Consider the following 24,482-nt stretch of genomic DNA (forward strand, 5'->3'; position numbering starts at 1 on the left):
TGGTTTTCATTTTCCATGACTTCCAGCTCCCAACCTCGTGCTTCTTCCACCATCTTCCTTCAATTCCTGTCTAATTCCGAGAGGCTATAAATATATAGTTTAACACGCCAAAGGACCGTCCGGATGTTTTGACCGGACGTTTTTCTTCGTTCACAGGCCCAAACAATTAAACCGAAAAAATCAGCTTACCAGTTTATTCACATTCATGTATAATGATTAAACCGAATTCATAAACCAAACATATGTTCCTTTGTGAGAAAGGTTCGAGGTGATTTCGTGAATTTTATCGTAAAGCTTCAATGGTTTTTCAGGCAGCAATGGTCGAAGTACGTCTGGACCGTCATTCTGATGACGATCGTCAACGTCCTTAACGTCATCCCTCCGAAGATGATCGGGAACGTGATCGACAGCATCCGCCTGGATCAGCTGAGCGCGCCCCAGCTTACGAAGACGGTGGCGTTTCTGTTCGCCCTCGGCATTTTTCTGTACATCTTAAACTTTATATGGGTGTATTCGCTGTTCGGCAACTCATTTCTGCTGGAGAAGATGCTGCGCTCCAGGCTGTTCGGGCATCTGACCCGGATGGCGCCCTCGTTTTTCCATCGTAACCGGACCGGTGACCTGATGGCGCTCGCTACCAACGACGTGCCCGCGATCAGCCAGACTGCCGGCTATGGCGTTCTGACGCTCGTCAGCACCGTATCGGGGACGACCGTCGTTCTCATCACGATGGTTACACTGATCGACTACAAGCTGATGCTGGCGGCGCTTTTGCCGCTTCCGTTTCTGGCATTTGCGATCAGCGTGCTCGGCAAGCAGATGCGCAAACGTTTTTTGGCGGCGCAGGCGGCCTTCGGCAAAATGAACGACCACGCCCTGGAGTCCATATCCGGCATGAGAGTGCTGCGCTCCTATGTTCAGGAGACGAAAGATATGGAAGCGTTCGGCGGCGTGACGCAAGATGTGATGGACAAAAACAGAAGGGTCGCTTTCGTCGGCGCCTTGTTCCAACCGGTCGTCCAGACGATCGTCGGCATCAGTTACGCAATCGGGATCGGCTACGGCTCGTATCTCGTCTTTCACAGCGAGCTTACGCTCGGTCAGCTCGTCTCCTTTAACATTTATCTCGGCATGTTGATCTGGCCGATGATCTCGTTCGGCGAATTTATCAATGTGCTTCAGCGGGGAAGCGCTTCGGCCGACCGGGTCGATGCGGCGCTGCGCCAGCAGACGGACGTACCCGAGCCCCGCGAGCCTGTAAACGTGGAGGAGCCGCTCGTCATCGAGTTTGACCGGCTTACGTTCCGTTATCCGGGAGCGTCCGCAGACAGCTTATGCGATATATCCGTCCGGCTGAACCGCGGCGAGACGCTGGGCGTCGTAGGCCGAACGGGCAGCGGCAAAAGCACCTTGCTCAAACAGCTGCTGCGGCAATATCCGATCCCGGAAAACCGGCTGCGCATATCCGGCGTTCCGATCGAGAACATCTCCCAGGAACGGGTAAAAAGCTGGATCGGCTACGTCCCGCAAGAACATCTGCTGCTGTCCAAGTCGATCCGGGACAATATCATGTTCGGATTCCCCGAAGCCGGGGATAACCGTCTGCATCAGGCGATCGAGGCGGCCTGCTTCACCGGTGACATCGAACAGATGAAGGAAGGGCTTGATACGGTGATCGGCGAATACGGAGTCATGCTGTCGGGTGGACAGAAGCAGAGAGTCGGCATCGCACGGGCTATCGTGACCGATCCGGAAATTTTGCTGCTCGACGACGCGCTGTCGGCGGTCGATGCCCGCACAGAGAGCCGGATCTTACAGAACATCCGGTCCGAACGGTCCGGCAAAACGACGATTATCGCCACACACCGGTTGTCCGCCGTCAGCCATGCGCACCGCATCATCGTGCTGGAGGAAGGACGGATCGCGGAGCAAGGCACGCATGAGCAATTGATGGAGCTCGGCGGCTGGTACCGCCGGCAATACGATATACAGCAGATGGAATCGAATCTGATGAACGAATTGGAGAAGGGGTGAACCGGTGGACCACGATAACGTTACCCGATCGAGTGTAACCCGTAGACTGTTCCGTTACGCGATGTTCAGCCGCACGAAAATTATAATCGCCCTCGTGCTGCTCTGCGGCGCGGTAGGGACGCAGCTGGCCGGTCCTTATATCGCCAAAGTGATCATCGACGGCCATCTGCTGTCGATCTCACGTCCGTGGTTTGTGACGGCGCCAGCCGCTGTGCCGGAGGGAGTCCGTTCGGTCGCGATCGGGGACCAAGCCTATATCAGGCAAGACTGGGCCGAAGGCGTACCGGAGGCGTCCGGCTGGAGTGCGGCGACAATCCGCCAGGAGGGCGCGAGCTTCATGTTGGAGACGGCGGAGTCCGCCGCGCCGGTCCGCCTTACGAACGAAGATGTTATCCAATTGTACAGCTACGAGTTCGTGCCGGTACTAAGGCTGATCGGATTATATGTCGGACTGCTGGCGCTCTCGGGGCTGCTGACATTCGTCCAGTCTTATATGCTGCAGACGGCCGCCTTGTCGATTATCCGCAAAATGCGCATGGACGTCATGAACCATATTCATCGGATATCGGTCCGTTATTTTGACAATACGCCAGTCGGGCAAGTCGTATCCCGCATCGCCAACGATACGGAAGCGATCCGCGACTTGTTCATGAGCTTTATGGCAACGTTTGTCGTCAGCGGAGTGAACCTGATCGGGATCTATGTCGCGATCTTTCTGCTGGACGTGCGGCTGGCTCTGTTGTGCCTAGTGCTGATCCCGTTTTTCATCGTCGTGATGACGATTCATCTGAAATACTCGAAAGTGTACGTGGCCGCGATGCGGGCGAGGCTGAGCGACATGAACGCGATGCTGAACGAGTCGATCAACGTGATGCCGATGATCCAGGCGTTCCGCCGGGAGAAGACAAGAACCGGCGAATTCGAAGCGCTGAACGAGGACCGTTACGTCAATCAGCGCAAGCAGATGCGGCTGTTCTCGTTATCGTCGCGCAATATCGTCGGACTGACGGGAAGTTTGATGACGGCGGGCGTCATCTGGTATTTCGGGGGGAAGTCGCTGCACACGGCGATCTCGTTCGGCGTATTTTACGCTTTTATCGATTATTTGGGCCGGATATTTCAGCCGATTATCGGCATCTTCGATCAATTGACCAATGCGCAGCGGGCATTCGTCTCGGCCGAACGGGTATTTTCGCTGCTGGACCGCGAAGGCGAGAAGCTCGACGCGGAAGCCGCGCCGCCGCGTCCGGAAGGCAACGTCAAATTCGACAACGTCTGGTTCGCCTACAATCAGGAAGATTACGTGCTTCGCAGCATCTCGCTGGAAGCCCGCAAAGGCGAGACGGTCGCGCTCGTCGGCCATACGGGATCAGGCAAAAGCTCAATCATGAATTTGCTGCTCGGCTTCTACGAGCCTAGCCAAGGGACGATTACGATCGACGGCGAGGATATTACCGGGATATCGAAGCAGGCGCTGCGCAAACATATGGGCATCGTGCTCCAGGACCCATTTTTGTTTACCGGCGACATCAAGTTTAACGTGGGGCTGTATAACGAGCACATCGACCGGGAGAAGGTGAAGCAAGCGCTGCGCGACGTCGGGGCAGCCGAGTTCGTGGAGCAGCTGCCGGGCGGCTGTGACGAACCTGTCGTCGAGCGGGGCAATACGCTGTCCGCCGGCCAGCGCCAGTTGATCTCGTTTGCCAGGGCGCTTGCGCACGATCCGGCTATTCTGATTCTGGACGAAGCGACGGCGAGCATCGACAGCGAAACCGAAGGCATTATCCAGAACGCGCTCAAAGTATTGTGTGAAGGGCGGACGACGTTTGTGATCGCTCACAGATTGTCCACGATCCGAGAGGCGGACCGCATCTGCGTCCTTCATCACGGGGAAATCGTCGAGTCGGGCAATCACGAGGAACTGATGGCGCTGCAGGGCCGCTATTATAAAATGTATCAGTTGCAAAAAGGGGAAGGCTCGCCGCCTCCTGCCGCAACAGGCGAACATTCCCCGGCGATCCGCAGCCGTTAAACGGCGAATGGGCATGGAAATAATAAAGCGGATCGGATAACTAGTCTATGTTTGGGGCTCGGCCGTGTTATAATAGTTGTATTACGAATAGACGTACATTCGGCCGGGAGACTACCACTATGAAAACGACGATTTACGATATTGCCAAAGCAGCAGGCGTTTCGATCGCAACCGTCTCCAAAGTCATCAACGGTACCGGAAGGATCAGTTCCGATACGAGAGAACGGATTACGGAAATTATGCAGGAGCTGGATTATCAGCCGAGCGTTGTCGCTTCTGCGCTTACCGGGAAAAGCACGTTTACGATCGGTCTGCTCATCCCCGATCTCGCCAACCCGTTCTTCGCGGAAATCGCGAGAAGCGTAGAGGATCGCGGCCACGAGCTCGGCTTTAATCTGGTCATGTGCAGCACGGACAACAATTCGAAGAAGGAAGCCGGTTACATCACACTTCTGAGACAGAAACGGGTAGACGGCATTATTATCGCGACAGGTACGAGCGTCGAAGGCTTGCTAAGCGGCTTGGCCGACTATAATATCCCGCTGGCCCTGATCTCCAGAGACATCCCGTCGATCGAAGCAGACAGCGTCAGAGCGGACGATGATACCGGCGCTTATCAGGCCGTCGCTCACTTGACCGGTCTCGGTCACCGGCATATTGCCCTGATCGCCGAAGACATGGAGCTGCTGACGACCAGGGAACGGGTGAGCGGGTATCGCCGCGCCTTGGAGGAGGCGGGCATCGCTTATACGGACGATCTCGTCACGATAAGCAATTCTTCCGTCGAAGCCGGCAAGCAGCGTGCGCTGGAACTGATGGGCTCGGATCATCCGCCGACCGCGATCGTCGCCTTTAACGATCTGCTGGCGGTCGGCGTCGTCCAGGCGGCGAAGGAGCTGCGCTTGTCCATTCCATGGGACTTGTCGGTAATCAGCTTCGACAACACCGTACTCGCCGGCATCGTCGATCCTCCGCTGACGTCGGTCGCGGTGCCGATTCAGCAGATGGGCCGGCAAATTATGGACATGCTGATCGAACGGGTACGCGGGGAGAAGGGGGATAAGCAGCGTTTCGTGTTAAAGCCGGAGCTGATTATTCGTCAATCGACCACGTTTCCGAGCAAAGTGTAATGGGCGGAAGAACTACGATTTCGGAGCAAGGCAGCCGGTGATAAGCTGGCTGCTTTTTCGTTTTGCTTGCCCCACTACAGTCGGCAAACCCGCTGAAACGAAATTGTACATAACGAGCGGAACCGAAGGATATACTGTACCGAATACGCTCACCTTGAGGAGTTCAAGGGCTGCCGGGAAGCGGAGTCGGCGAAAGGAAGCCTCGTCTTTACAGATCTGAGGCTGGATACGCGATAAAAAGTAAGGTTTGCCGCACAAAAGGGCGCATTTTAACAAAATGGGCTTTTTTTCGTTGTGATTTCATAATTACTTTCTCTTGACTCGGACAAAACGTTTGTTGTAAGCTAGCTAATAGTTTACTGCTAAACTATTTACTAATAAACGATAGGAGGTGCAAAATGCCGGAAACGAACAGCCATCTGTTGGAGCTCCCTAATCTGTTTCGTACATTAGTGAAAAAAATGAGCCACGAATGGAATCGGAATATGGGCGACACCTTCTCGATGACTCAGTTTCGGACGCTTTATATGCTCAATGAGCGGGGGCCGCAAAAAGCGGCCGAACTGGCTGACTTATTATGCGTCACCTCCGGGGCGATCACGGGACTAGCCGATAAATTAATCGAAAAAGGACTTGTGGGGAGAGAGCGCAGCGAAGACGACCGGCGAGTCGTGTACTTACGCATTACCGATCCGGGCAAGCAAGTGCTTGAGGAACTGCGGGAGAAACAAAAAGAGACGATTGCCCGGTTGTTCGAAGGATTGCCGGAAGAAGACATCCTTCATTTGAAACGGATATTCACAACCCTGCTCGAACGAGTAGAACCTATGGACAAAAAGGAGTAGAGAACATTGGAGCATTTATCGCACAAACGTAAAGTTACGATCATGATGGCGATTGTAGCCGCTATGTTTTTCGCCGCCATCAACCAGACGATCGTAAGTACGGCGATGCCCCGGATTATTGCCATTCTTGGCGGTATGGACTATTATACGTGGGTCATTACGATCTACATGCTGACTTCCACGATTTCAACCGTACTTGTCGGGAAGCTGTCCGATATTTACGGGCGCAAGCCGTTTATTTTGGCAGGTATCGTATTTTTTATCATCGGTGCATTTTTAACCGGCTTTTCCAAAGATATTTTTCAATTGATTACGTACCGGGGCATTCAGGGCATCGGCGCCGGCATTATTATGGCTTCCGCCTTTACCGCGGTCGGCGACTTGTTCGCTCCCAGAGAACGGGGCAAATGGACGGGCGTGATGATGGCCGTGTTCGGCTTCTCCAGCGTCATTGGCCCTACGCTCGGCGGATGGATCGTCGACCATATGGACTGGGAATGGGTATTCTGGATCTTCCTGCCGCTTGGAGTCGTCGCTTTCGTGATGATTATGATGCTGTTCCCGAAAGTGGAACGGAGACAGGCCGAATCGATCGATTACATGGGCTCGTTGTTTTTGACGCTGACGATCGTTCCGCTGCTGCTCGGATTTTCGTGGGCCGGCACGAAATATGCGTGGGGTTCGCCGCAAATCATCGGCTTGTTCGCCGCAGCAGTTGTGGCCTTGCTTATCTTTATGTTTATCGAAACACGGGTAAAAAGCCCGGTTATGCCGCTGTCCTTGTTCCGCAACGGCATCGTGACGGTTTCGAACGTGATCGGATTTTTGATGAACGCCGGTATGATGGGCGCGCTGATCTATTTGCCGTTTTTCGTGCAAGGGGTGGAAGGCGTATCTCCGACGTATTCCGGTTATGTCACGATGCCGATGTCGATCAGTATGGTCATCTTGAGCTCGCTCGTCGGCCGGTGGATTACGAAGTCGGGCAAATACAAGCGGTTCGCCCTGATCGGGATGCCGATCATGGTCGCGGGTATGGTCATTATGGCGTTTATGGACAACATTCCGCTGGCGGTGCTCAGCATGATCGTGTTCGGAGTCGGTCTCGGCCTCGGGATGCCGGTTTTCTCGCTTACCGTGCAAAATGCCGTCAGACCGGAACAGCTTGGCGTGGCCACCGCCTCTTCACAGTTGTTCCGCAACCTGGGCGGAACGATCGGGATCGCGGTTATGGGTACGATCATGGCGACCAGTCTGCAAAACAGTCTGAAGTCGTCGGCGGCATCGGGCGGCGGCATCGATATGTCGAAGCTCGATCCGAAGGTGGCAGAGCAGCTGTCCGCGTTCCACAACCCGGAAATGCTGCTTGATCAGCCGAGGCTGGCGCAGCTTCAAGAGACGTTGCCGGCTGACGTGCAGCCGATCTTTACGAAGATGATCGACATGCTGCGCGACGCGCTCGCCTCTTCGCTGACGACCGTGTTTTTGTCCGGTGCGGCGCTGCTTGTAGTGGCTTCCCTGCTTGTCTTCCTGCTGAAGGAAATTCCGCTGCGCACGTCCAACCGGATGCCGGAACAGACTTCCGGAGACGGGGAGAAGCAGCCGGACGGGACGCCCGTCGTTGCCAAGTAAGGATAAAGAAGTTGAAGTCCCGCGAGTCCGGAATGTACCGGGTCCGCATAAAAAACCTCCAATCCGCTCTTATGGGCGGGCTGGAGGTTTTCGTCTTTGGGCTAGGATGTCCGGCTGGCAGCTTGTTTACGCGGCCGGTTTCTGGAACTCCCGATTGTAGTCGGGATGGACCGGTTTATTCAAATAGTCGGCGTCGATATAGTCGGCGGCATACTTTTTGCCGAACAATAAATCGTATTGCAGCATCCGGTAACGGTCCAATTCCTCCTGCACGTAATCGGGAGGCGAGTTGTACAAGTTCTGTTCGGTATCCACGACCAGATTGCGCAGCAGTCCCGGAATCTCACTGTACACGTCCCAGTTGACCGCGAAAGGAGCGGGCTTCTCCAGGCCGAGCGTATCCATCACGTAGGAGCCGAGAAACGAGGCGCTGATGGCCGGTACGTCGTCGGCCGGCAATTCGAAGTTCGCCCACATGACGAACGGCACGCTGCGCATATGTTTCAACTCCTCCAGCGTCCAGTTCTCCGAACGATCGGTGCGGATGAGTCCTCCCTGGTTGTATACGTCGTAGCTGTATCCGAGCATCGGAAGATGGTCTCCGTACATGACAATGACGGTCGGTTCACCGGATTGCTCGAAATGGTCGATCAACTGCTGCAGGCTCTGATCCGCATCGCGGGCGCCGATTGCGTATGTTTGAAGAATATCGAGCGCTTCGTCGGTCAGATCCCCTTCAATGTCCATCGCCGCGTCCCCGTAACGTTTATCGTCGTAAGGTCCGTGATTTTGCATCGTCACGGCATAGATGAACATCGGCCGTTCCGATTCGTCCACCTGTTTGATAATTTGCCGGGATACTTCGGCATCGGCTATGAACGGTCCTTTGAGCTCCGGCTCGGCGAAGTTTTCGCTGCTCATGAAGCTTTCGAATCCCAGTTGCCGGTAGGCGTTCTCGCGGTCCCAGAACCAGCCTTCGTAGGAGTGCACCGCCAAACTTTTATAGCCGAGATGCTCGAAATAACTGGCAAGGCTGGGCACCGGCTTTTTGACATATTGCTGATACGGCACCGAGCCGCTCGGCAGAAAGCTCATCGACTGGCCTGTCAGCACCTCGAATTCGACGTTGCTTGTACCGCCTCCGAACTGCGGGGACAGCAAGTAGCCGGAAACCGATTCGGCCTGAAGCTTGCGGACGGTAGGGATCGGATCGTCGTGAAAAAAAACGTCGGGCAGCAGCGTAGGGTCCCAGAACGCCTCATTCATAATGAAAATGACGTTCGGTTTTACGGTATCCGCGCCGGCATCGGTTGCAACGGTAGGGGCCGCCGAGGCGGAGGCGGTTCGCTTCTCGGTAATCGCATGGGCGATATCGGCCATGGCCTGTTCGCCGTAACCCGGCGGTTTGGCGACGATCGAATGTTTGACGTTCATCGTAAAGGCGAGCGTCAGTCCGTTGTGCCCGTAATTTTGCTGCTGGTTCCATAAAATTTCGCTTGCGCCCGCCTTGTACTGCATGTTTTCGGCCCAGGCGGCGTTGATGCCGAACGCATACAAGGCGATGACCGACAAGCTGCCGAGCGCGATCCGCGGCAGCCAAGGCAGCGCCAGCCTCGGTACGACCAGCCGCAGGGCGAACAGCAGCACGACGACGCCCAGCACAGTCCCGATTCGGAGCATCGCCGCTTGCCCGGTTATTAGCGGGGCAATATTCAGACCTTCTTTGTTAAGCAAGATATCCCAAGGAAAAAAAGGCTCTCCGATCAATTTTGTTTTGAAAAAGCTGATCAGCGACATCAGGCCGAACAACAAGGCGGCGATGGCGACGGACGGTACGAGCGAGCCGATCACGCAATAAACGAGTGTCAGCGCGCACAAGTAAAGCAGGGCGTTCAGCCAGAACAGCGACGGCTGATTCAGCGCCCAGTCCCATGTTTCTTCGAAGCTGCCGCGCTGGATCGTTTCCGCTCCCAGCACAAGCAGAATGGGGATCACCGCTAATAGGGCCGTAATGGGGATGGCTTGTTTGAGGCCGAATTTCCTCGTAACGGAGGATATAGTGCGATTTTTACTTAGATTGAGCATTTTTACCACTTCTCCCTTCCTACTCCGGGTTGTTGCTCTTTTTCTCTGTTTTTATCTATGGTTTTATTTACGTATTGTAAAGGAAGTTCCTTAAGAAAAGATTAAGCGCCGCCACCCGGTCTATTCCTCTCACCGGAATCCTTGGAGGAACAGATGGTAATCGATCGCAGCGGACAGCAGGAAGGATCTATGCTACAATAAAATAATATAAGAACATTTGTTTTCGTTTAGGAGGCCGGTATGTCAATCCGTTACATATTAGGTCGGTCCGGCAGCGGGAAGACGAACCTTTGTCTGGACGAGATCAGAAGCCAGTTGAAGGCGGAGCCGCAAGGGCCGCCGCTTGTACTGCTCGTCCCCGATCAGGCTACGTTTCAAGCCGAGCATGCGCTCGTCTCAACCCCCGGTCTGGGGGGAACGATCCGGGCTCAGGTGTTGAGCTTCCGTCGCCTGGCGTTCCGCGTGATGCAGGAGGCCGGGGGGGCGGCGCGCGTTCAGATCGACGACAGCGGCAAGAAGATGCTGCTTTATGAGCTGCTTCACAAACACGCGGACGAACTGAGACAATTTGGGAATATGTCCGACCAATCCGGATTTATCGACAATTTATACCGGATGTACAGCGAGTTTCGGCGGTATTGCATCTCGCCCGCCAGGTTTGAATCGTATGTGCAGACCGCAGAGCACAGGGAGGAACCGGGCGTCAGCGAGCTGCCGGCAGCCAAGCTTCACGATATGCTGCTGCTGTACAAACGGTTCGAGGAGCGGCTGTCCGGCCAATATATGGATTCCGAGCATCTGTTGACGAAAACGGCGGAGATGCTATCCGAATCCGAGTATGCACGCGGAGCCCGGATCTGGATCGATGGGTTTTACGGCTTTATCCCGCAGGAGCTGCAGGTCGTCGGCGAATGGATGCGCTGCGCCCCGCAAGTGACCGTAAGTCTGTGCATTGACCGCGACTACAGTTATTCCGATTCGCTTGACGAGCTCGACCTGTTTCATCCGACGGCGCGCACGCTTGTCAGGCTGAAGGAACTGGCGGCCGGGCTGAACGTGCCCGAGGAGCCGCCCGTGCTGCTGCAGCATCGAGGCCGTCCGCACCGATTTGGACGCAGTCCGATGCTGTCCCACCTGGAGCGGAACTTCGAATACCGGAGCGGCAAGCCTTATCAGGGCGGCGGACAAGCCGGGCGGCACGAGATCGTTCTGGCGGCGGCCGTGAACCGGCGGGCCGAGGCGGAAGGGACGGCGAGAGAAATCGTGCGTCTTGTCCGGGATGAAGGCTGCAGATGGCGCGATATCGCGGTAATGGTGCGCAATATGGAGAGCTACGACGACTTGCTGGAGGTCACTTTCCGGGATTTCGGCATTCCGTATTTTCTCGACCGCAAGCGTTCCGTGCTTCATCATCCGGTCGCCGAGCTCGTCCGGTCCGCCCTGGAAGTCGCTTTGGGGCGCTGGCATAACGATGCGGTGTTCCGCTGCGTGAAGACCGATCTGCTATTTCCGCTCCAGGCCGATACAGACGGGGCGGACGCGGCGAAGGAGCGGGACCGGCTTCGCGATGCGATGTGCCGGCTGGAAAACTACGTGCTGGCGGCAGGCATTCAGGGATACCGCTGGACGGAGCCGCGCAAGTGGACCTATCGTGTCGGTTCCGCGCTTGACGATGTTCAGCAGGGGAATGCCGCGTCGGACGAGGCGTTTCTGGACGAGATGGACCGGATGCGGAGCATCGTGGTCGGGCCGTTGTCCGCGCTCGAGAAAGCGTTGAAGGACGCCGATACGGTCCTGGATATGACTGTGGCTCTCTATCGGTTTCTCGAGTCGGCGGACGTGCCGGCCAAGCTGGAGCGGTGGAGCCTGGACAGCATGGAAGCAGGCAAGCCGGAGCAGGCGCGGGAGCATACCCAAGTATGGGGCAGCGTCGTCGATCTGCTCGACCAGATCGTAGAGATGCTGGGGGACGAGTCATTATCGCTGGAGCGGTTCGCCGGAATTGTGGAGTCGGGGCTCGAGAGCGTTCGTATCGGACTTGTACCGCCTTCTCTCGATCAGGTGCTGGTCGGTACGATGGACCGGACGCGATCCGGTTCCGTCCGCCACTGCTTCGTGCTCGGCGCCAACGACGGCGTTATCCCGGCCCGCCCGCAGGAGAACGGCGTATTGACCGAGCCCGAGCGGGATCGGCTGATCGCAGCCGGCCTGGAGCTGGTCGAGGGCAGCCGGAGGAAGCTGCTGGACGAGTCTTTTTTGATCTATATGGCGCTGACGGCCGCCTCGGATTCGTTGACGGTTTGTTACCCGTTAGCCGACGAAGAAGGAAAGTCGCTGATCCCTTCGGAGATCGTCAAGCGGTTGAAGACGATGTTTCCGTCCGTGAAAGAGCGGCTGCTCCTGATCGATCCGCCTTCCGGACCGGATGCTGCGGAGGCGGGCGGCGATCCGTACGAATACGCGGTGCATCCCGACAGGGCGCTGTCCCATCTGGCCGTACAGCTGCGCCACTGGATCAAAGGCGCGCCGATCTCGGACGTCTGGTGGGACGTCTACAACTGGTACTGTACGCGGCCGGAATGGCGAGACAAGCTGTACCGGACGTTAAAATCGCTTGTTTACACGAACCGGGAGGAGCCGCTTCCCGAGTCTGTGAGCCGCGAGTTGTACGGCGAGATGCTGCGTGCCAGCGTATCGCGGATGGAGCGTTACGTCGCCTGCCCGTTCTCGCAATTTGCTTCGCACGGCCTGCGTCTGTCCGAACGGCGCGTTTACAGGCTGGACGCCCCGGATATCGGCCAGCTGTTCCACGCCGCGTTAAGCCGGGTTGCGGCCGAGCTGCAGGGGGAAGGCGAAGACTGGGGGGCTCTGACCGCCGAACAATGCTACGAACGCGCATCCAAAGCGGTGGACGAGCTGGCTCCCCGTCTGCAAGGGGAAATTTTGCTGAGCTCGAAGCGTTATGGCTATATTGCCAGAAAGCTGAAGCGGATCGTCGGCCGGGCCTCGATCGTACTGGGCATCCATGCCCGGCGCGGCCTGTTCGTGCCGATCGGGCTGGAAGTCGGCTTCGGGCCGGGCGAGCCGCTGCCGCCGCTCGAATTTACGCTGGATAACGGCTGCCGGATGGAGATCGTCGGGCGGATCGACCGCGTGGACCGGGCCGACAGCGAGAAGGGCGTCTTGCTGCGCGTCATCGACTACAAATCGAGCTCGACGTCGCTTCGATTGGCCGAAGTTTTTTACGGAATGTCGCTTCAGATGCTGACTTATCTTGACGTGGTCATTACGCATGCGGAGCGCTGGGTGGGCGTGAGCTCGATCCCGGCGGGTGTCTTGTATTTTCATGTACATAATCCGCTTCTCGTACGAAAAAATGCGCTGAACGCGGAGGAAGCGGAAGAGCAAATGCTTAAGCGCTTCAAGATGAAAGGGCTCGTCCTCGAGGATGCCGAGACGGTCCGGCTGATGGACGATTCGTTCCGCGAGCGGAACGGACATTCGCAGCTTATTCCGGTAGCTCTCAAGGCGGACGGAGGATTTTACAAAAGCTCCTCGGTCGTATCGGAGCCGCAATGGGACCGGCTGCGCTACTATGTACGGGGAATGATTACGAGTATCGGAACCGAGATAACGAACGGGAACGTCGATATCCGGCCGTTCCGGATGGGGACCAAATTCGCCTGCGCATTTTGCCCTTACAAGCCGGTATGCCAATTCGAGCCGCTTTTCGAAGGGAATGAATACAAGAAGCTGAACCGGATCGAGAAGGAAGCGGTATGGCAGGCGATCGACCAGGCGGTGAATGAAACTTGACCGGAGCGGAAGGAGAGCGGAAAGAGGGAGGGGAAGCACCAGGCATGACACTGGAACGGGAAAAAGACGGTACGTATGCGGCAAGACCGGCCAAGCCGGAAGGAAGCAGTTGGACGGACGAGCAGTGGGAGGCGATCCGGCTGCGAGGATCGGATATCCTGGTCGCTGCGGCCGCCGGGTCAGGCAAAACGGCGGTTCTGGTCGAACGAATCATCCGGCGGATCACCGATGAGCACGATCCGGTCGACGTTGATCGGCTTCTCGTTGCAACGTTTACGAATGCGGCCGCAGGCGAGATGCGGCAGCGGATCCGGGAGGCGATCGAGAAGCGGCTGCTGGAGCAGCCGGGCTCCGAACATCTGCGTAGGCAGATTGCGCTCATACACCGGGCCTCGATCACGACGCTTCATTCGTTTTGTCTGGAGGTGATCCGCCGCCATCATCAGCTGATCCGGCTCGATCCGTCTTTCCGGATAGCCAATGAGACGGAAGCCGAGCTGTTGCGGCAAGATCTTATGAGCGAGCTTCTGGAAGAACATTATGGCAATAGCGGGGAAGACAGCGCGTTCTGGCAGCTGGCGGACGCCTACGGCGGCGAGCGGGGCGACGACGCTTTGTTCCGGCTCGTGCAGCAGCTGTATGACTTCTCGCGCAGTCATCCGTGGCCGGATCATTGGCTGCTCGAGACCGCTTCGCGGTTTGAGCCGGGCAATAGGGACGGCGGCGGGACGGATCGCTGGCGCGTCACGCTGACAGAAGGCGTGAAGCTGGAGCTTCAAGGGATGGCCGGCATGCTGGAGGAGGCGATCCGGCTGTGCGGCCGTCCCGGAGGTCCGGCTCCTTATGCGGCGAATCTCCGGGACGATCTCGTCCAGATCGCGGCAGCTCTGCAGGCGGCGGATGTTTCCTGGGAGGCGCTGTATGAGGCGTTCCGCGAGAGCGGGTTCGGCAAGCTGAACGCCTGCCGCGCAAGCGATGTGGACAAACAGCTTCAGGAGCAGGTGAAGCAGCTGCGGGACCGTGTCAAAAAGCAGTTTGCCGACATCCGCGAGGAACTGTTCGAACGGTCGCCGGAACAGTACGAGTCCGAGATGGCGAGGATGGCTCCGGTCGTCCGGATGCTGGCCGAAATCGTCATCGAATTCGGCCGGAGGTATCAGTTGAAGAAGGTCGAGAAGGGGCTGGTCGATTTCGCCGACCTGGAGCATTACTGCCTGGCTATTCTTCGCAGTCCGGATTCGACTGCGGACCGGCTCCTTCCATCGGAAGCGGCGATGCAGTACCGGGAGCAATTTGCGGAAATCCTGCTTGACGAATATCAGGACACCAACTCGGTGCAGGAGGCGATCGTTAGTCTCGTCTCCCGTCCCGCCCCGGGCAACCGGTTCATGGTTGGGGACGTGAAACAGAGTATCTACCGATTCCGTCTTGCCGAGCCCGGTCTGTTTATGGATAAGTACAAATCGTTTGAACCGTCCGGCAACGATCATCCGTCCGGCGGACGCAAAATCGATCTGGCCCGCAACTTCCGCAGCCGGCAGCAGATCGTCGACGGCGTCAACTTTGTGTTTAAACAGATTATGACGGAGCGAGTCGGGGAACTGGAGTACGATGAGGCGGCCCAGCTCGTTTGCGGTGCGTTTTATCCGGACAGTCCCGAAAATTTGAATGTTGAACTGGCGTTGATCGACAGAGGCAATACGGCCGGGGAAGAGGACGAGTCTGCTGTGCCGTCCGAAGCCGAGGACGATGAGGAATTCGCCGGCATGCCGGAAACCCATCCGCTACTGTTAACTCCCGAGCAGGAGGAGCAGCAGACGGAGACGGCCCAGCTGGAGGCGCGGTTTATCGCGTCGCAGATCCGCCGGATGACCGGGATGGACGGGGATGCTCCGTTTCAGGTGTACGACCGGGGGGCAGGCGGCTTGCGGCCGATCCAATTCCGGGATGTCGTCATCCTTCTGAGGGCGACGTCGAGCTGGGCTCCTGTCTTTATGGAAGAGCTGAGAGCGGCGGCGATTCCGGCATATGCCGATCTGAATACCGGCTACTTCACAGCGACCGAAGTGGAAACGATGCTGTCGCTGCTGCAAATCGTCGACAATCCGTATCAGGATATTCCGCTGGCGGCGGTCCTGCGTTCGCCGATGTTCGGCCTGACCGCCGCCGAGCTGGCGCTTGTTCGTATTCACGGCCGGCATTTGCCGTTTTACGAGGCGGTGCTGGCCTATCTATCCGATTCCGATCCGAGCGGCGGGACGACAGAGCGGTTGAACGGCTCTCTCCCGGCGGCGGATGCCGGGCAGCAAGAGATGCAGTCCGAAGCAGTGGACGAGCGGAAGGTCCTCTCCAAGCTGCTGTCGTTCCAAGCGATGCTTGGCCGCTGGCGGGACGAAGCGAGACAAGGCTCGCTCGCCCAGCTGATCTGGAACATGTACCGGGAGACCGGCTATTACGATTTCGTCGGCGGCATGCCGGGAGGCTTGCAGCGGCAGGCGAACCTGCGGGCGCTGTACGACCGGGCGTGGCAGTACGAAGCTACTTCGTTCCGGGGGCTGTTCCGTTTTCTCCGTTTCGTGGAACGGATGCGGGACAGTGGGACGGATCTTGGAGCCGCGCGTGCGCTCGGCGAACAGGAAGACGTCGTGAGAATCATGTCGATTCATAAAAGCAAGGGTCTGGAGTTTCCGGTCGTGTTCGTCGCCGGACTCGGCAAGATGTTTAACCAAACCGATCTGAACGGTACGTTTCTGCTGCACAAGGAGCTTGGCTTCGGACCTTTGTTCGTCGATCCAGAGCTGCGCGTCGCCTGCCCTACGCTTCCGATGCTGGCGATCCGCAGGCGGATGAAGATGGAGATGACTGCCGAGGAGCTGCGTGTGCTGTACGTCGCTTTGACCCGTCCGAAGGAAAAGCTGATTCTGGTCGGAACCGTCAAATCGGCGGACAAGACGGTCCAGAAGTGGAGCCGGATGCGAGAGGAGACGTTGTGGCATCTGCCCGCCCACGAAACGGCCAAAGCCCGCACCTATCTCGATTGGCTCGGACCGGCGCTGATCCGTCACCCGGCGGCGCAAATTTTGCGGGTACGGGGCGGCGGCGAACAAGCAGAGCCGTATATACTGCCACCGGTGATGAAGGACGAGCCGTCCCGATGGAGCGTCGGCATCCTGCCCTCGGTCGGTTTCGCTCAGGCGGCTGCGGCCGTCGAAGTGAAATTTGCCGATGAGCGGATGGAGTCGCTGGCCCAGCTCGAGCCGGTCGGAGACGGCAGCGCACAGGGCGCTGACGGCGTTGACGGAGCGGAAGATCCGATAAGCCGGCGTTTCGACTGGACGTACGAATACGGGCAAGCGTCGGGGATGTTTTCGAAAACGTCGGTGTCCGAGCTGAAACGGCAGGCGGAACGCGCTTTTGCCAAGGAGGAAGGAGCGTCGGCGGAATGGTCCGAACTTCCGGTCCCGGGTATTGCAAGTCAGGCTGATTCCGCCGCTATAAGGAAATCCGATCTTCACAGCCTGGCGCGGCGGCCGAAGTTTTTGAGCGAACAAACGATGACCGCTGCGGAGCGGGGCACTTTATTTCACTCCGTCATGCAGCATCTTCCATTGGATGGCGAAGTAGGACCGGCCGACGTGGAGCGGACGCTGGACCGGATGATCACGCGCGAGCTGTTGCTGCCCGAGCAGCGGAAAGCGATCGATACGGAAGTGATCGTATCGTTTTTCAAGGGCGAGCTGGGCCAAAGGCTGCTTCGCGCCGATAAAGTGTACCGCGAAGTTCCTTTCAGCTACGGGCTGGCCGCCGAGCAAGCTTATCCGGGTGCGGACGAGTCGGTGCGTGGGGAGACGGTTGTGATGCAAGGGGTGATCGATTGCGTCTTTGAGGAGAGCGGCGAACTGGTGCTGCTGGATTATAAGACGGATTCGGTGCGCGGCGTCTCTTTGGAACAGTTAAAGGAGCGGTATAACGTCCAACTGAGCTTGTATGCCGAGGCGATCGAGCGGATCTGGCACAAGAAGGTGAAGGAAAAGGCGCTGTTTTTCTTCGACGGCCCTTATACGCTGCAACTGGATGCTTCAGACCGCAAGGGAGAGAGCTAGTATGGAAAGGGAGCCGGGAAACCGGCTCTAAGCTTATACCATGCTCTAACGGACATGGTGGAGGCTAATTCACTAAAAAACAGGGTTTTAAAAATGTAACGGTCACCGCAGCACTTATTTACTCCGAACCACCTCCAAAAGTGATACTTCCCATCAAATAGTTGCATCTATGTCCGTTAGAAATCAAATGAATCGAAATTCACCGCAATAACGGCCGCTGTGTCCGTTAGAGCTTTTGTTCTTATAGTGTGTGTTGCAGAAAAAGCATGACCGGCTTGCTTCGATCGGCGCCGCGGATCAAGATCGATTGCTTAACTCCCCCCAGGACCACTTGCTCAATCTCGGCGATGCTGTCCGGAAGAATGCGGCCTTCGGCGTCTTTGATCGGGGGAGTGCGGGGAGGAGAGAACAGCACGATCACAAGCAGCACAAGCGATAGGACTACGGTGGTGAGCCGCATTTTGTTTCGTTTCCTCATCCTTACCATCCTTTGGTAACAAGAATCCCCGGCAGCGGTAGGTTGCGGCTCCGGGGATTCGGATTATGTATTAGTAATAAGGGCTAAGTTTCGTGAGAGAGCATCAAATCTTTATCGGTCGTATTCAATCGGACCCATTCCTCGAAAATATCCGGCGGCATCGGTTTGCCGAACAAATAACCTTGCGCCTCGTCGCAGTGGTGCTGCCGCAAAAATATGTACTGTTCTTCCGTTTCGACCCCTTCGGCGGTTACTTTCAGCTTCAGCGTCTTGGCGAGTACGATAATGGCGTTCACGATCGCGGCGTGATCGGGATCTTCGTGAATACCGCTTATAAACGAACGGTCGACCTTCAGCACGTCGATCGGGAACTTCTTCAAATAGCTGAGCGAGGAGTAGCCTGTTCCGAAATCGTCGATCGATATTTTGACGCCCATTTCCTTCAGTTCCCGCATCATCAAAATATTGCGGTTGACGTTTTGCATCGCTGCGCTTTCGGTAATCTCCAGCTCCAAATATTGCGGGCGCAAACCGGCCTGCCGCAGGATGCGGGCGATCACCGCAGGCAAATTTTGCTGGCGGAACTGATGCGGCGACAGATTGACGCTGACGGACAGCTCGGGCAACCCTTCGTTTTGCCACCTCTTGATCTGGTTGCACGCTTTGCGCAGCACTTGCTCTCCAAGCTGAACGATCAGGCCGGTTTCCTCGGCCAGCGGGATAAATTCAGCCGGAGGCACGATGCCGAGGCTCGGATGTTTCCAGCGGACCAGCGCCTCCACGCAGACGACCCGCTCCGATTTCGTATGAATGCGGGGCTGGTAATAAACGAGCAGCTCGTCTTTCTCCAGCGCCTTGCGCAGCATGGCCTCCATGGCGAACCTCTCGAGCTGGGCCTCCGTCTTCTCCGGAGCCATGTAGTACTGGAAATTGTTGCGGCCCTGCTGCTTGGCCCGGTACATGGCGACCTCGGCGTTTTTCATCAAATTCTCCGACGTTGATCCATGGTTGGGGTAGAGGGCGACACCGATGCTCGTCGTGGCGTATATTTCGTGCGGTCCGAGAAAGATGGCTTCCTGCAAACATTGAAAAATCAGGTTGCACACTTGCGTGGACTCGTCAGATTTGGAAATGTTCGGGACGAGCAGGGCGAATTCGTCGCCTCCCATACGGGCGAGCGTGACATCCTTGGAGATCGCCGTGCGGATTCGTTGTGCAACCGTTTGCAGGAGAGAGTCCCCCGTCTCGTGACCCATCGTATCGTTCACATGCTTGAAGCCGTCGAGATCAAGGAAGATGACGGCAAGGCCTCGCTGCCTCAAGCTTTTTTTGTTCAGATAGGCGGTCAGCCGCTCCTTGAACATCTCCCGGTTGGGCAGTTCGGTCAGCGAGTCGTAGTAAGCCATCCGCACCAGATTGTCAGAGGTACGCCCGACCAGCCAAATCAGCACAACCATACCCATCAGGCCCATGACGGTGTCGAGAGCAAAAAACGATCGGCCCTGCACGGTTGTAAAGAGGACAATTTCGCCGATACCCAGTGCGCATATGACGACCGCCGTTCGTTTGCCGAGCTCGGATGCGTACAAAGGCAGCAAAAACAGCAGCAGCCAGGTAGGATTGGCATCCGGCGGCCACTTGGGCAGTATATAAACCATCGTAACGATGGCCATGTCGAAAAAAACGATTGCCGCGAGCCCGGGCATCCGCAGCAGCTGGCTCAAGTCGCCGACGCTGTACGCCCGATGAATGAGAAATGCGGTGTAAATAAGCGACAAAGCCGCGAGCGCTAAAAAAATAAATTGCTTATGGCTGACGAACAGAAGCAGCAATACCGCGGGGAAGATGGAATGTCCGATGGCAAACACGTTGGCGTTTTTTTGGTTCATGCTACTTGCTGCACCCCTCGCGATGATTGGATGAATCGGAGCCTGTATCTCGTGCGCGAATCGCGCGCGGGTTCGGCGGTGTCGAATCCTACTCAGTATACCTTATTTCCTTGCCAGATTCTATGAAAAATCGTCTGATCTTGTCGATTCAACGGGAAAATTGTTGGTTCGAAGCAACATGTGTTGTTTTGATAATTGTCACAATATTCCCTCAATTATACCGATCGCCGGTTTCGTATGTGGAATATAATGGATTTAGAGAGGTAAAGAAGCTTAACCTATACGCCGATGAAAGGATGATCGTATGCGTTTCTGGTTCCGCCGATCCAGTCCCCGATCCGATCCGAAGAGCGTTCCCGATAAGGAGGCTGGGCGATCAAACGCCCCGTCTCAAAGCGATTCCTTGCCTCCATCTGCGGACCTAGAGATCCCGGATGGCTCCGAATGGATGTATGCAGCCTCGGACCGAGCCGACTCCGCAGAGCGGGATAGGCCTCCCCCGGCACCCGCCGCGCGGAAACGAAAGGCGAATCACTGGATGGATGAAGCAATAGAGGAATGCGCACTAAACGGGGGCTTCGATCATTTGAAGGGGAATGGGGAACCGATCCTGATTCCGGACGGGGATGTGCTGAGCTCCGTCCTGAAACAGGCGAACGTGCTTCCTCCGTGGCTTGAGCTGCAGCACGAAATCCGCAACGATCTTCGGGCGTACGTGAGCTCCGGCCGGGTTAACCCGCCTGCGCCTTCCGAATCGGCGGACCTGGATGCGATCAACCGGAAAATTTCCCGCTACAATATGCTCGTCCCGACGCCGATCCTGCAGAAGGGCCGGGTAAAACCGGATACGGCCGAGGAGCAGCTCAAGCTGTGGGAGTGACGGGGAAGCTCCCCGGACCGCCGCCTCCCGAGATACCGGGTAAGAGGAGCGCCGATGGCCGCGATCTAAAGGGGAGCTGTCCTGAACGTGCTCGGCCTGACACAGGAGCGTCCCGATTACGAAACGAAAGGACCTCGGCTTCCACGGTAACGTGGGGGCCGAGGTCCTTTTACTTGAAAAAATCGGTTCTTTAAGCGGGCGCAAAAAAATCGCAAAAAAACTTTGGCGACAGTCCCTGGTCCTTCTTAAGCTCCGATCTACGCAAGCGCCGCAGGCTGGGGAATTTCTTTCAGGATCGCCTTCGCCACGTTGCGCGCACTTCCGAAAGCGCGTTCCGCCAGTTCTCCTTTACCTACGCAGCCGTCCCCGCAAAAATAAAACGGCACATTTTCGATCCGGTTGGGCAGCAGCGAATTGGTGGCGATGTTTTTTACGCTGGCGACCATCGCTTTTTTGGATACGCGCTTCACGGCGATCGCATCGCGCCAGCCCGGGTAATGTTTGTCGAACAGCTGCTCCATCTGGACGGTGCGCTGCTCGAGATATTGCTTGCGGAGCTCGTCGCTCTCGAACTCGTCGCTCAGATAGGCGATCCCCTGAAGAAGCTGGCCGCCTTCCGGTACGAGCGTATGGTCGGTGGCGGAAACGTCGCTAATGAAAAGCTTGTTGTTCATGTCGCTGATGTAGGAGAACGGCCGGGCCACCACCCGGCTCAGTCCGACGTCGTACACCATCACTTCCGTCGCGGTATTCGTCTCGTACGGGGCGAGGAACGGCTCCCAGGCGGTTCCTTTGAGCAGCTTGATCACCTGCTGCACCGGCATGGCGAAGACGATCCGGTCGAACGCGAGTTCCCTCGTTTTGGATTTGAGGATGAACTTCTTATCCTCGTACCGGATGCCGTCGATCCCTTCCTGCAAAGCGATTTCCCATTGTCCGGACGCTTCGATTTTCTCTTTCAGCTGATTCGTAATGACCGCCCAGCTGCCGAGCACGTAGTTCACCGGCCGGGAAGAGAGGAACAGGTTCTGGTAATAGTCGGCGATGACCGGCCCCGGTACTTTGCGCGCATCTTCCGGAGTGATGAAAAAATTCGAGCAGACGAGATGCTCCCACAGCTCTTTGACATCTTCAGCGGCGTCGGAATCGGCGAGGAAGTCGCCCAGCGTCTGATAGTTTTTCATCTGATGGATATTCGCGATAATCGCTGTTATTTCGCCGACGAACCGTACTTTCTGCATCGTGCTGAGCAGCTCGGTTTTCATCAGGTTGACGAAATCGAGCGGAGCCGGCGTAATCTGGTCGTGCTTCTCGTACATCACCTTCCGTTTATCGACCTGCTTACTGCTGAACGACAAGCCCAGCTCCTTCTCCAAGGTCGTCAGCTTGTGGCGGTCGATCCCGTAGATTGCATGCGCCCCGTAGTTCAGCGTGAAGCCCGCTTTCTCGTAGGTGAACGCGCGTCCGCCGAGCTGGGGGCTGCGCTCGAACAGTACGCCTTCGATGCCGGATTCCTCGGACAAATAAGCGGCGGCAGTCAAACCTGCCAGTCCGCCTCCGATTACAGCCACTTTCATAGGTGAATCCTCCTTTTGTTTCGGAGCGACGGACAGAGGCTCCGCCCGGGCGTCCGACCGCAGCCCGGCCCACAGCAGGGCGAACTCGGTGCGGATCAGTTGCTCCAGGTCGTCTCCTTCGCTCATACACCATTTCGTTACGATCCCGGTGTATGCGCTGATCAGCAGAGCCGCCTTGTCCGGATCGGGCAGCCAGCGCAGCAACGCGTCGTTCAGTTTCTCCGTCTGCTCCCGTTGATTCCGGTTGATTTTGTCGTTTTGCAGGGCGAGCGAGGTCATGCTGCGCATCAGGCGGGGGGAGGCGCTAATGCCTGCCGCCAGATCGAGGAACAGCCGGTTAATGTGGCTCTCCAGCGATTGCACCTGCGCCGGGGAGTGGCGCAGCCAGGCGGCGATCACCGCTCTTTGCCGCTCGCCGACTTCGGCGATAATATCTTCTTTATTGTTGAAATAGTGGTAAAACGTGCCCTTTGACGTGTGAGTAGCTGCGATGATGTCATCGACGGTTACACTTTCGTAACCTTTTTCCATAAACAGCCGAAGCGCCGTTTCGATGACCAAGTCGCGTTTCTTGAGAGTGGAGGCGCGCATTATGTTCACGATATCACCCTCTGAGACCCAGTATAGCTCCATTGTAGCTTATATTAGACCGGCAGTCTATCGGGAATTAGACTATTAGTCTAATTAGGCTGTTCCGGTCGAAATTCAGCCTTTTCCGGCTTGGGTCGGACGTCTTTTTTTGCGAGTTATCCCCGAGAACCGCGACATTTTGCAGCTTTTGTTTTTTGTCACGATATGGACGGTTTTTTTGGAGGGAAATTAGACCTTTAGTAATAATAAGTTTCGGACGTTGTAGACGCGATCGCGGCCGGAGCCGTAAGCAGGTGGTTCGGATGTATGGGGAGCTTAATGGAGCAACTGGACTGCTGTTGTTGATGCTGTCGTGTTGATGGGCTGTTGTGATGTTGTTGTTGTTGTTATTGTTGTTGTTGTTGTTGTTGTAATGTTGTGCTAATTTGCAGTATATTAACGTGTTATTAGATTTGATTTGTTGCATTTAATTGCGTTTCCTATTGACGATATTCATTTCACGGCGTTATGATGGGATCGACAACATGGGGATGGGAGGGGACGGAGATTTCCATTGCGCTCGGATTGGTGCTCGCCTCGGGATTTACGCATGCCGTCTGGAACTTATTTACGAAATCGAGTATTAACAAAAGCGCTTTTTTGTGGGCGATTCATATTGGGTCGTTTGTGCTGCTGCTGCCTTTTTTCATCGTGGAGCTAAGCGAAGCCCATATCCCGCTTCGTGGATACGCTTTTATGGGGCTGTCCATGCTGTTTCAGTGCGGGTACTTTCTCCTGCTCCCGCTCGCTTACTCCAAGGGGGATATGTCCCAGGTATACCCGCTCATGCGCGGAATCGGAGCGCTGCTCGTCCCGGTTGCCGGAGTGACGATATTCGGCGAATCGTTGACGCAGGCCGGATGGCTCGGGATCGGCTGTATCGTGTTCGGGCTGTTTGCGATCGGAGGCGGTTCCTTGTCGGTTACCAGGCTGAGGCATCTATGGCCTGCGGCGTCGGTCGGGTTGTGCATCACCGGATATGTGTCCACCGATAAAGTGGTGCTGGAATACATATCCCCGCTCGCGCTAATCGAATTGTGCAATATCGCTTATATCGGGCTTATGACGCCGCTTGCTTTGCGCAAAGGCAGGCTGCGGACGGAGTGGAAGGCGAATCGCTGGAGAATTATTGCCGGCACCTTTTTGTCTCCGGGCTCGTACTTGCTGTTTTTGCTGGCCGTGAAGCTCGCTCCACTATCGCATCTCGCTCCGATCCGGGAGATGGGAACCGTGTTCGGGACGATACTCGGCATATTTATTTTGAAGGAGCAGCAGGGAAGCAGACGTATCGCCATGTCTGTCGTGATAACGGCCGGCGTAGTGTCCGTCGGGCTGTGGGGCGGTTCGTAAG

Annotated in this window: 13 protein-coding genes; 9 read left to right on the top strand and 4 right to left on the bottom strand. The window is 56.5% G+C overall.

What is annotated here, in order from left to right; all coding sequences use genetic code 11:
• Nucleotides 1-276: 276 nt before the first annotated feature.
• The 5 genes from IDH45_RS06960 (at nt 277) to IDH45_RS06980 (ending at nt 7,673) form a co-directional block, all read left to right on the top strand.
• Nucleotides 277-2,034, top strand: a complete 1,758-nt coding sequence (locus IDH45_RS06960) for an ABC transporter ATP-binding protein (protein ID WP_317891160.1) — start codon at nt 277-279, stop codon at nt 2,032-2,034.
• Between the two features lie 61 nt (nt 2,035-2,095).
• The gene (locus IDH45_RS06965; RefSeq protein WP_190926485.1) at nt 2,096-4,066 is read left to right on the top strand and encodes an ABC transporter ATP-binding protein; all 1,971 of its coding nucleotides are present in this window, start codon (nt 2,096-2,098) and stop codon (nt 4,064-4,066) included.
• Between the two features lie 119 nt (nt 4,067-4,185).
• Nucleotides 4,186-5,196, top strand: coding sequence for a LacI family DNA-binding transcriptional regulator (locus IDH45_RS06970; protein WP_190925989.1), 1,011 nt, complete (start codon nt 4,186-4,188; stop codon nt 5,194-5,196).
• A 398-nt stretch (nt 5,197-5,594) separates the two neighbouring features.
• A complete protein-coding gene (locus IDH45_RS06975) occupies nt 5,595-6,041 on the top strand; it encodes a MarR family winged helix-turn-helix transcriptional regulator (protein WP_190925990.1) in 447 nt (148 codons plus the stop codon).
• 6 nt (nt 6,042-6,047) lie between these two features.
• The gene (locus IDH45_RS06980) at nt 6,048-7,673 is read left to right on the top strand and encodes an MDR family MFS transporter (RefSeq protein WP_190925991.1); all 1,626 of its coding nucleotides are present in this window, start codon (nt 6,048-6,050) and stop codon (nt 7,671-7,673) included.
• Between the two features lie 126 nt (nt 7,674-7,799).
• Here IDH45_RS06980 and IDH45_RS06985 read toward each other — a convergent pair whose 3' ends face one another.
• Entirely contained in the window at nt 7,800-9,758 is a 1,959-nt protein-coding gene (locus tag IDH45_RS06985) for an LTA synthase family protein (RefSeq protein WP_190925993.1), read from the bottom strand.
• A gap of 240 nt (nt 9,759-9,998) precedes the next feature.
• Here IDH45_RS06985 and addB point away from each other — a divergent pair, with 240 nt between their 5' ends.
• Complete coding sequence (gene addB / locus IDH45_RS06990; RefSeq protein ID WP_190925995.1) at nt 9,999-13,574, top strand: helicase-exonuclease AddAB subunit AddB; 3,576 nt, start codon at nt 9,999-10,001, stop codon at nt 13,572-13,574.
• A 44-nt stretch (nt 13,575-13,618) separates the two neighbouring features.
• A complete protein-coding gene (gene addA / locus IDH45_RS06995) occupies nt 13,619-17,677 on the top strand; it encodes a helicase-exonuclease AddAB subunit AddA (protein WP_190925997.1) in 4,059 nt (1,352 codons plus the stop codon).
• A 241-nt stretch (nt 17,678-17,918) separates the two neighbouring features.
• On the opposite strand, the gene IDH45_RS07000 is transcribed toward addA, so the two are convergent.
• Complete coding sequence (locus IDH45_RS07000; RefSeq protein WP_190925999.1) at nt 17,919-18,155, bottom strand: hypothetical protein; 237 nt, start codon at nt 18,153-18,155, stop codon at nt 17,919-17,921.
• An 83-nt stretch (nt 18,156-18,238) separates the two neighbouring features.
• On the bottom strand, nt 18,239-20,044 hold the full coding sequence (locus IDH45_RS07005; protein WP_190926001.1) for a putative bifunctional diguanylate cyclase/phosphodiesterase: 1,806 nt from the start codon (nt 20,042-20,044) through the stop codon (nt 18,239-18,241).
• A gap of 538 nt (nt 20,045-20,582) precedes the next feature.
• On the opposite strand from IDH45_RS07005, the gene IDH45_RS07010 reads away from it, so the two are divergent.
• The gene (locus IDH45_RS07010) at nt 20,583-20,924 is read left to right on the top strand and encodes a DnaJ family domain-containing protein (protein ID WP_190926003.1); all 342 of its coding nucleotides are present in this window, start codon (nt 20,583-20,585) and stop codon (nt 20,922-20,924) included.
• A gap of 257 nt (nt 20,925-21,181) precedes the next feature.
• Here IDH45_RS07010 and IDH45_RS07015 read toward each other — a convergent pair whose 3' ends face one another.
• Nucleotides 21,182-23,092 (bottom strand): FAD-dependent oxidoreductase, encoded by a 1,911-nt coding sequence (locus tag IDH45_RS07015; protein WP_190926486.1) that lies wholly within the window; start codon nt 23,090-23,092, stop codon nt 21,182-21,184.
• A 510-nt stretch (nt 23,093-23,602) separates the two neighbouring features.
• Between IDH45_RS07015 and IDH45_RS07020 the strand changes: the two genes are divergently transcribed.
• Nucleotides 23,603-24,481, top strand: a complete 879-nt coding sequence (locus IDH45_RS07020; protein ID WP_190926005.1) for an SMR family transporter — start codon at nt 23,603-23,605, stop codon at nt 24,479-24,481.
• Nucleotide 24,482 lies beyond the last annotated feature (1 nt).

This window comes from Paenibacillus oceani (assembly GCF_014705615.1).
GTDB classification, from domain to species: Bacteria; Bacillota; Bacilli; order Paenibacillales; family NBRC-103111; genus Paenibacillus_AB; species Paenibacillus_AB oceani.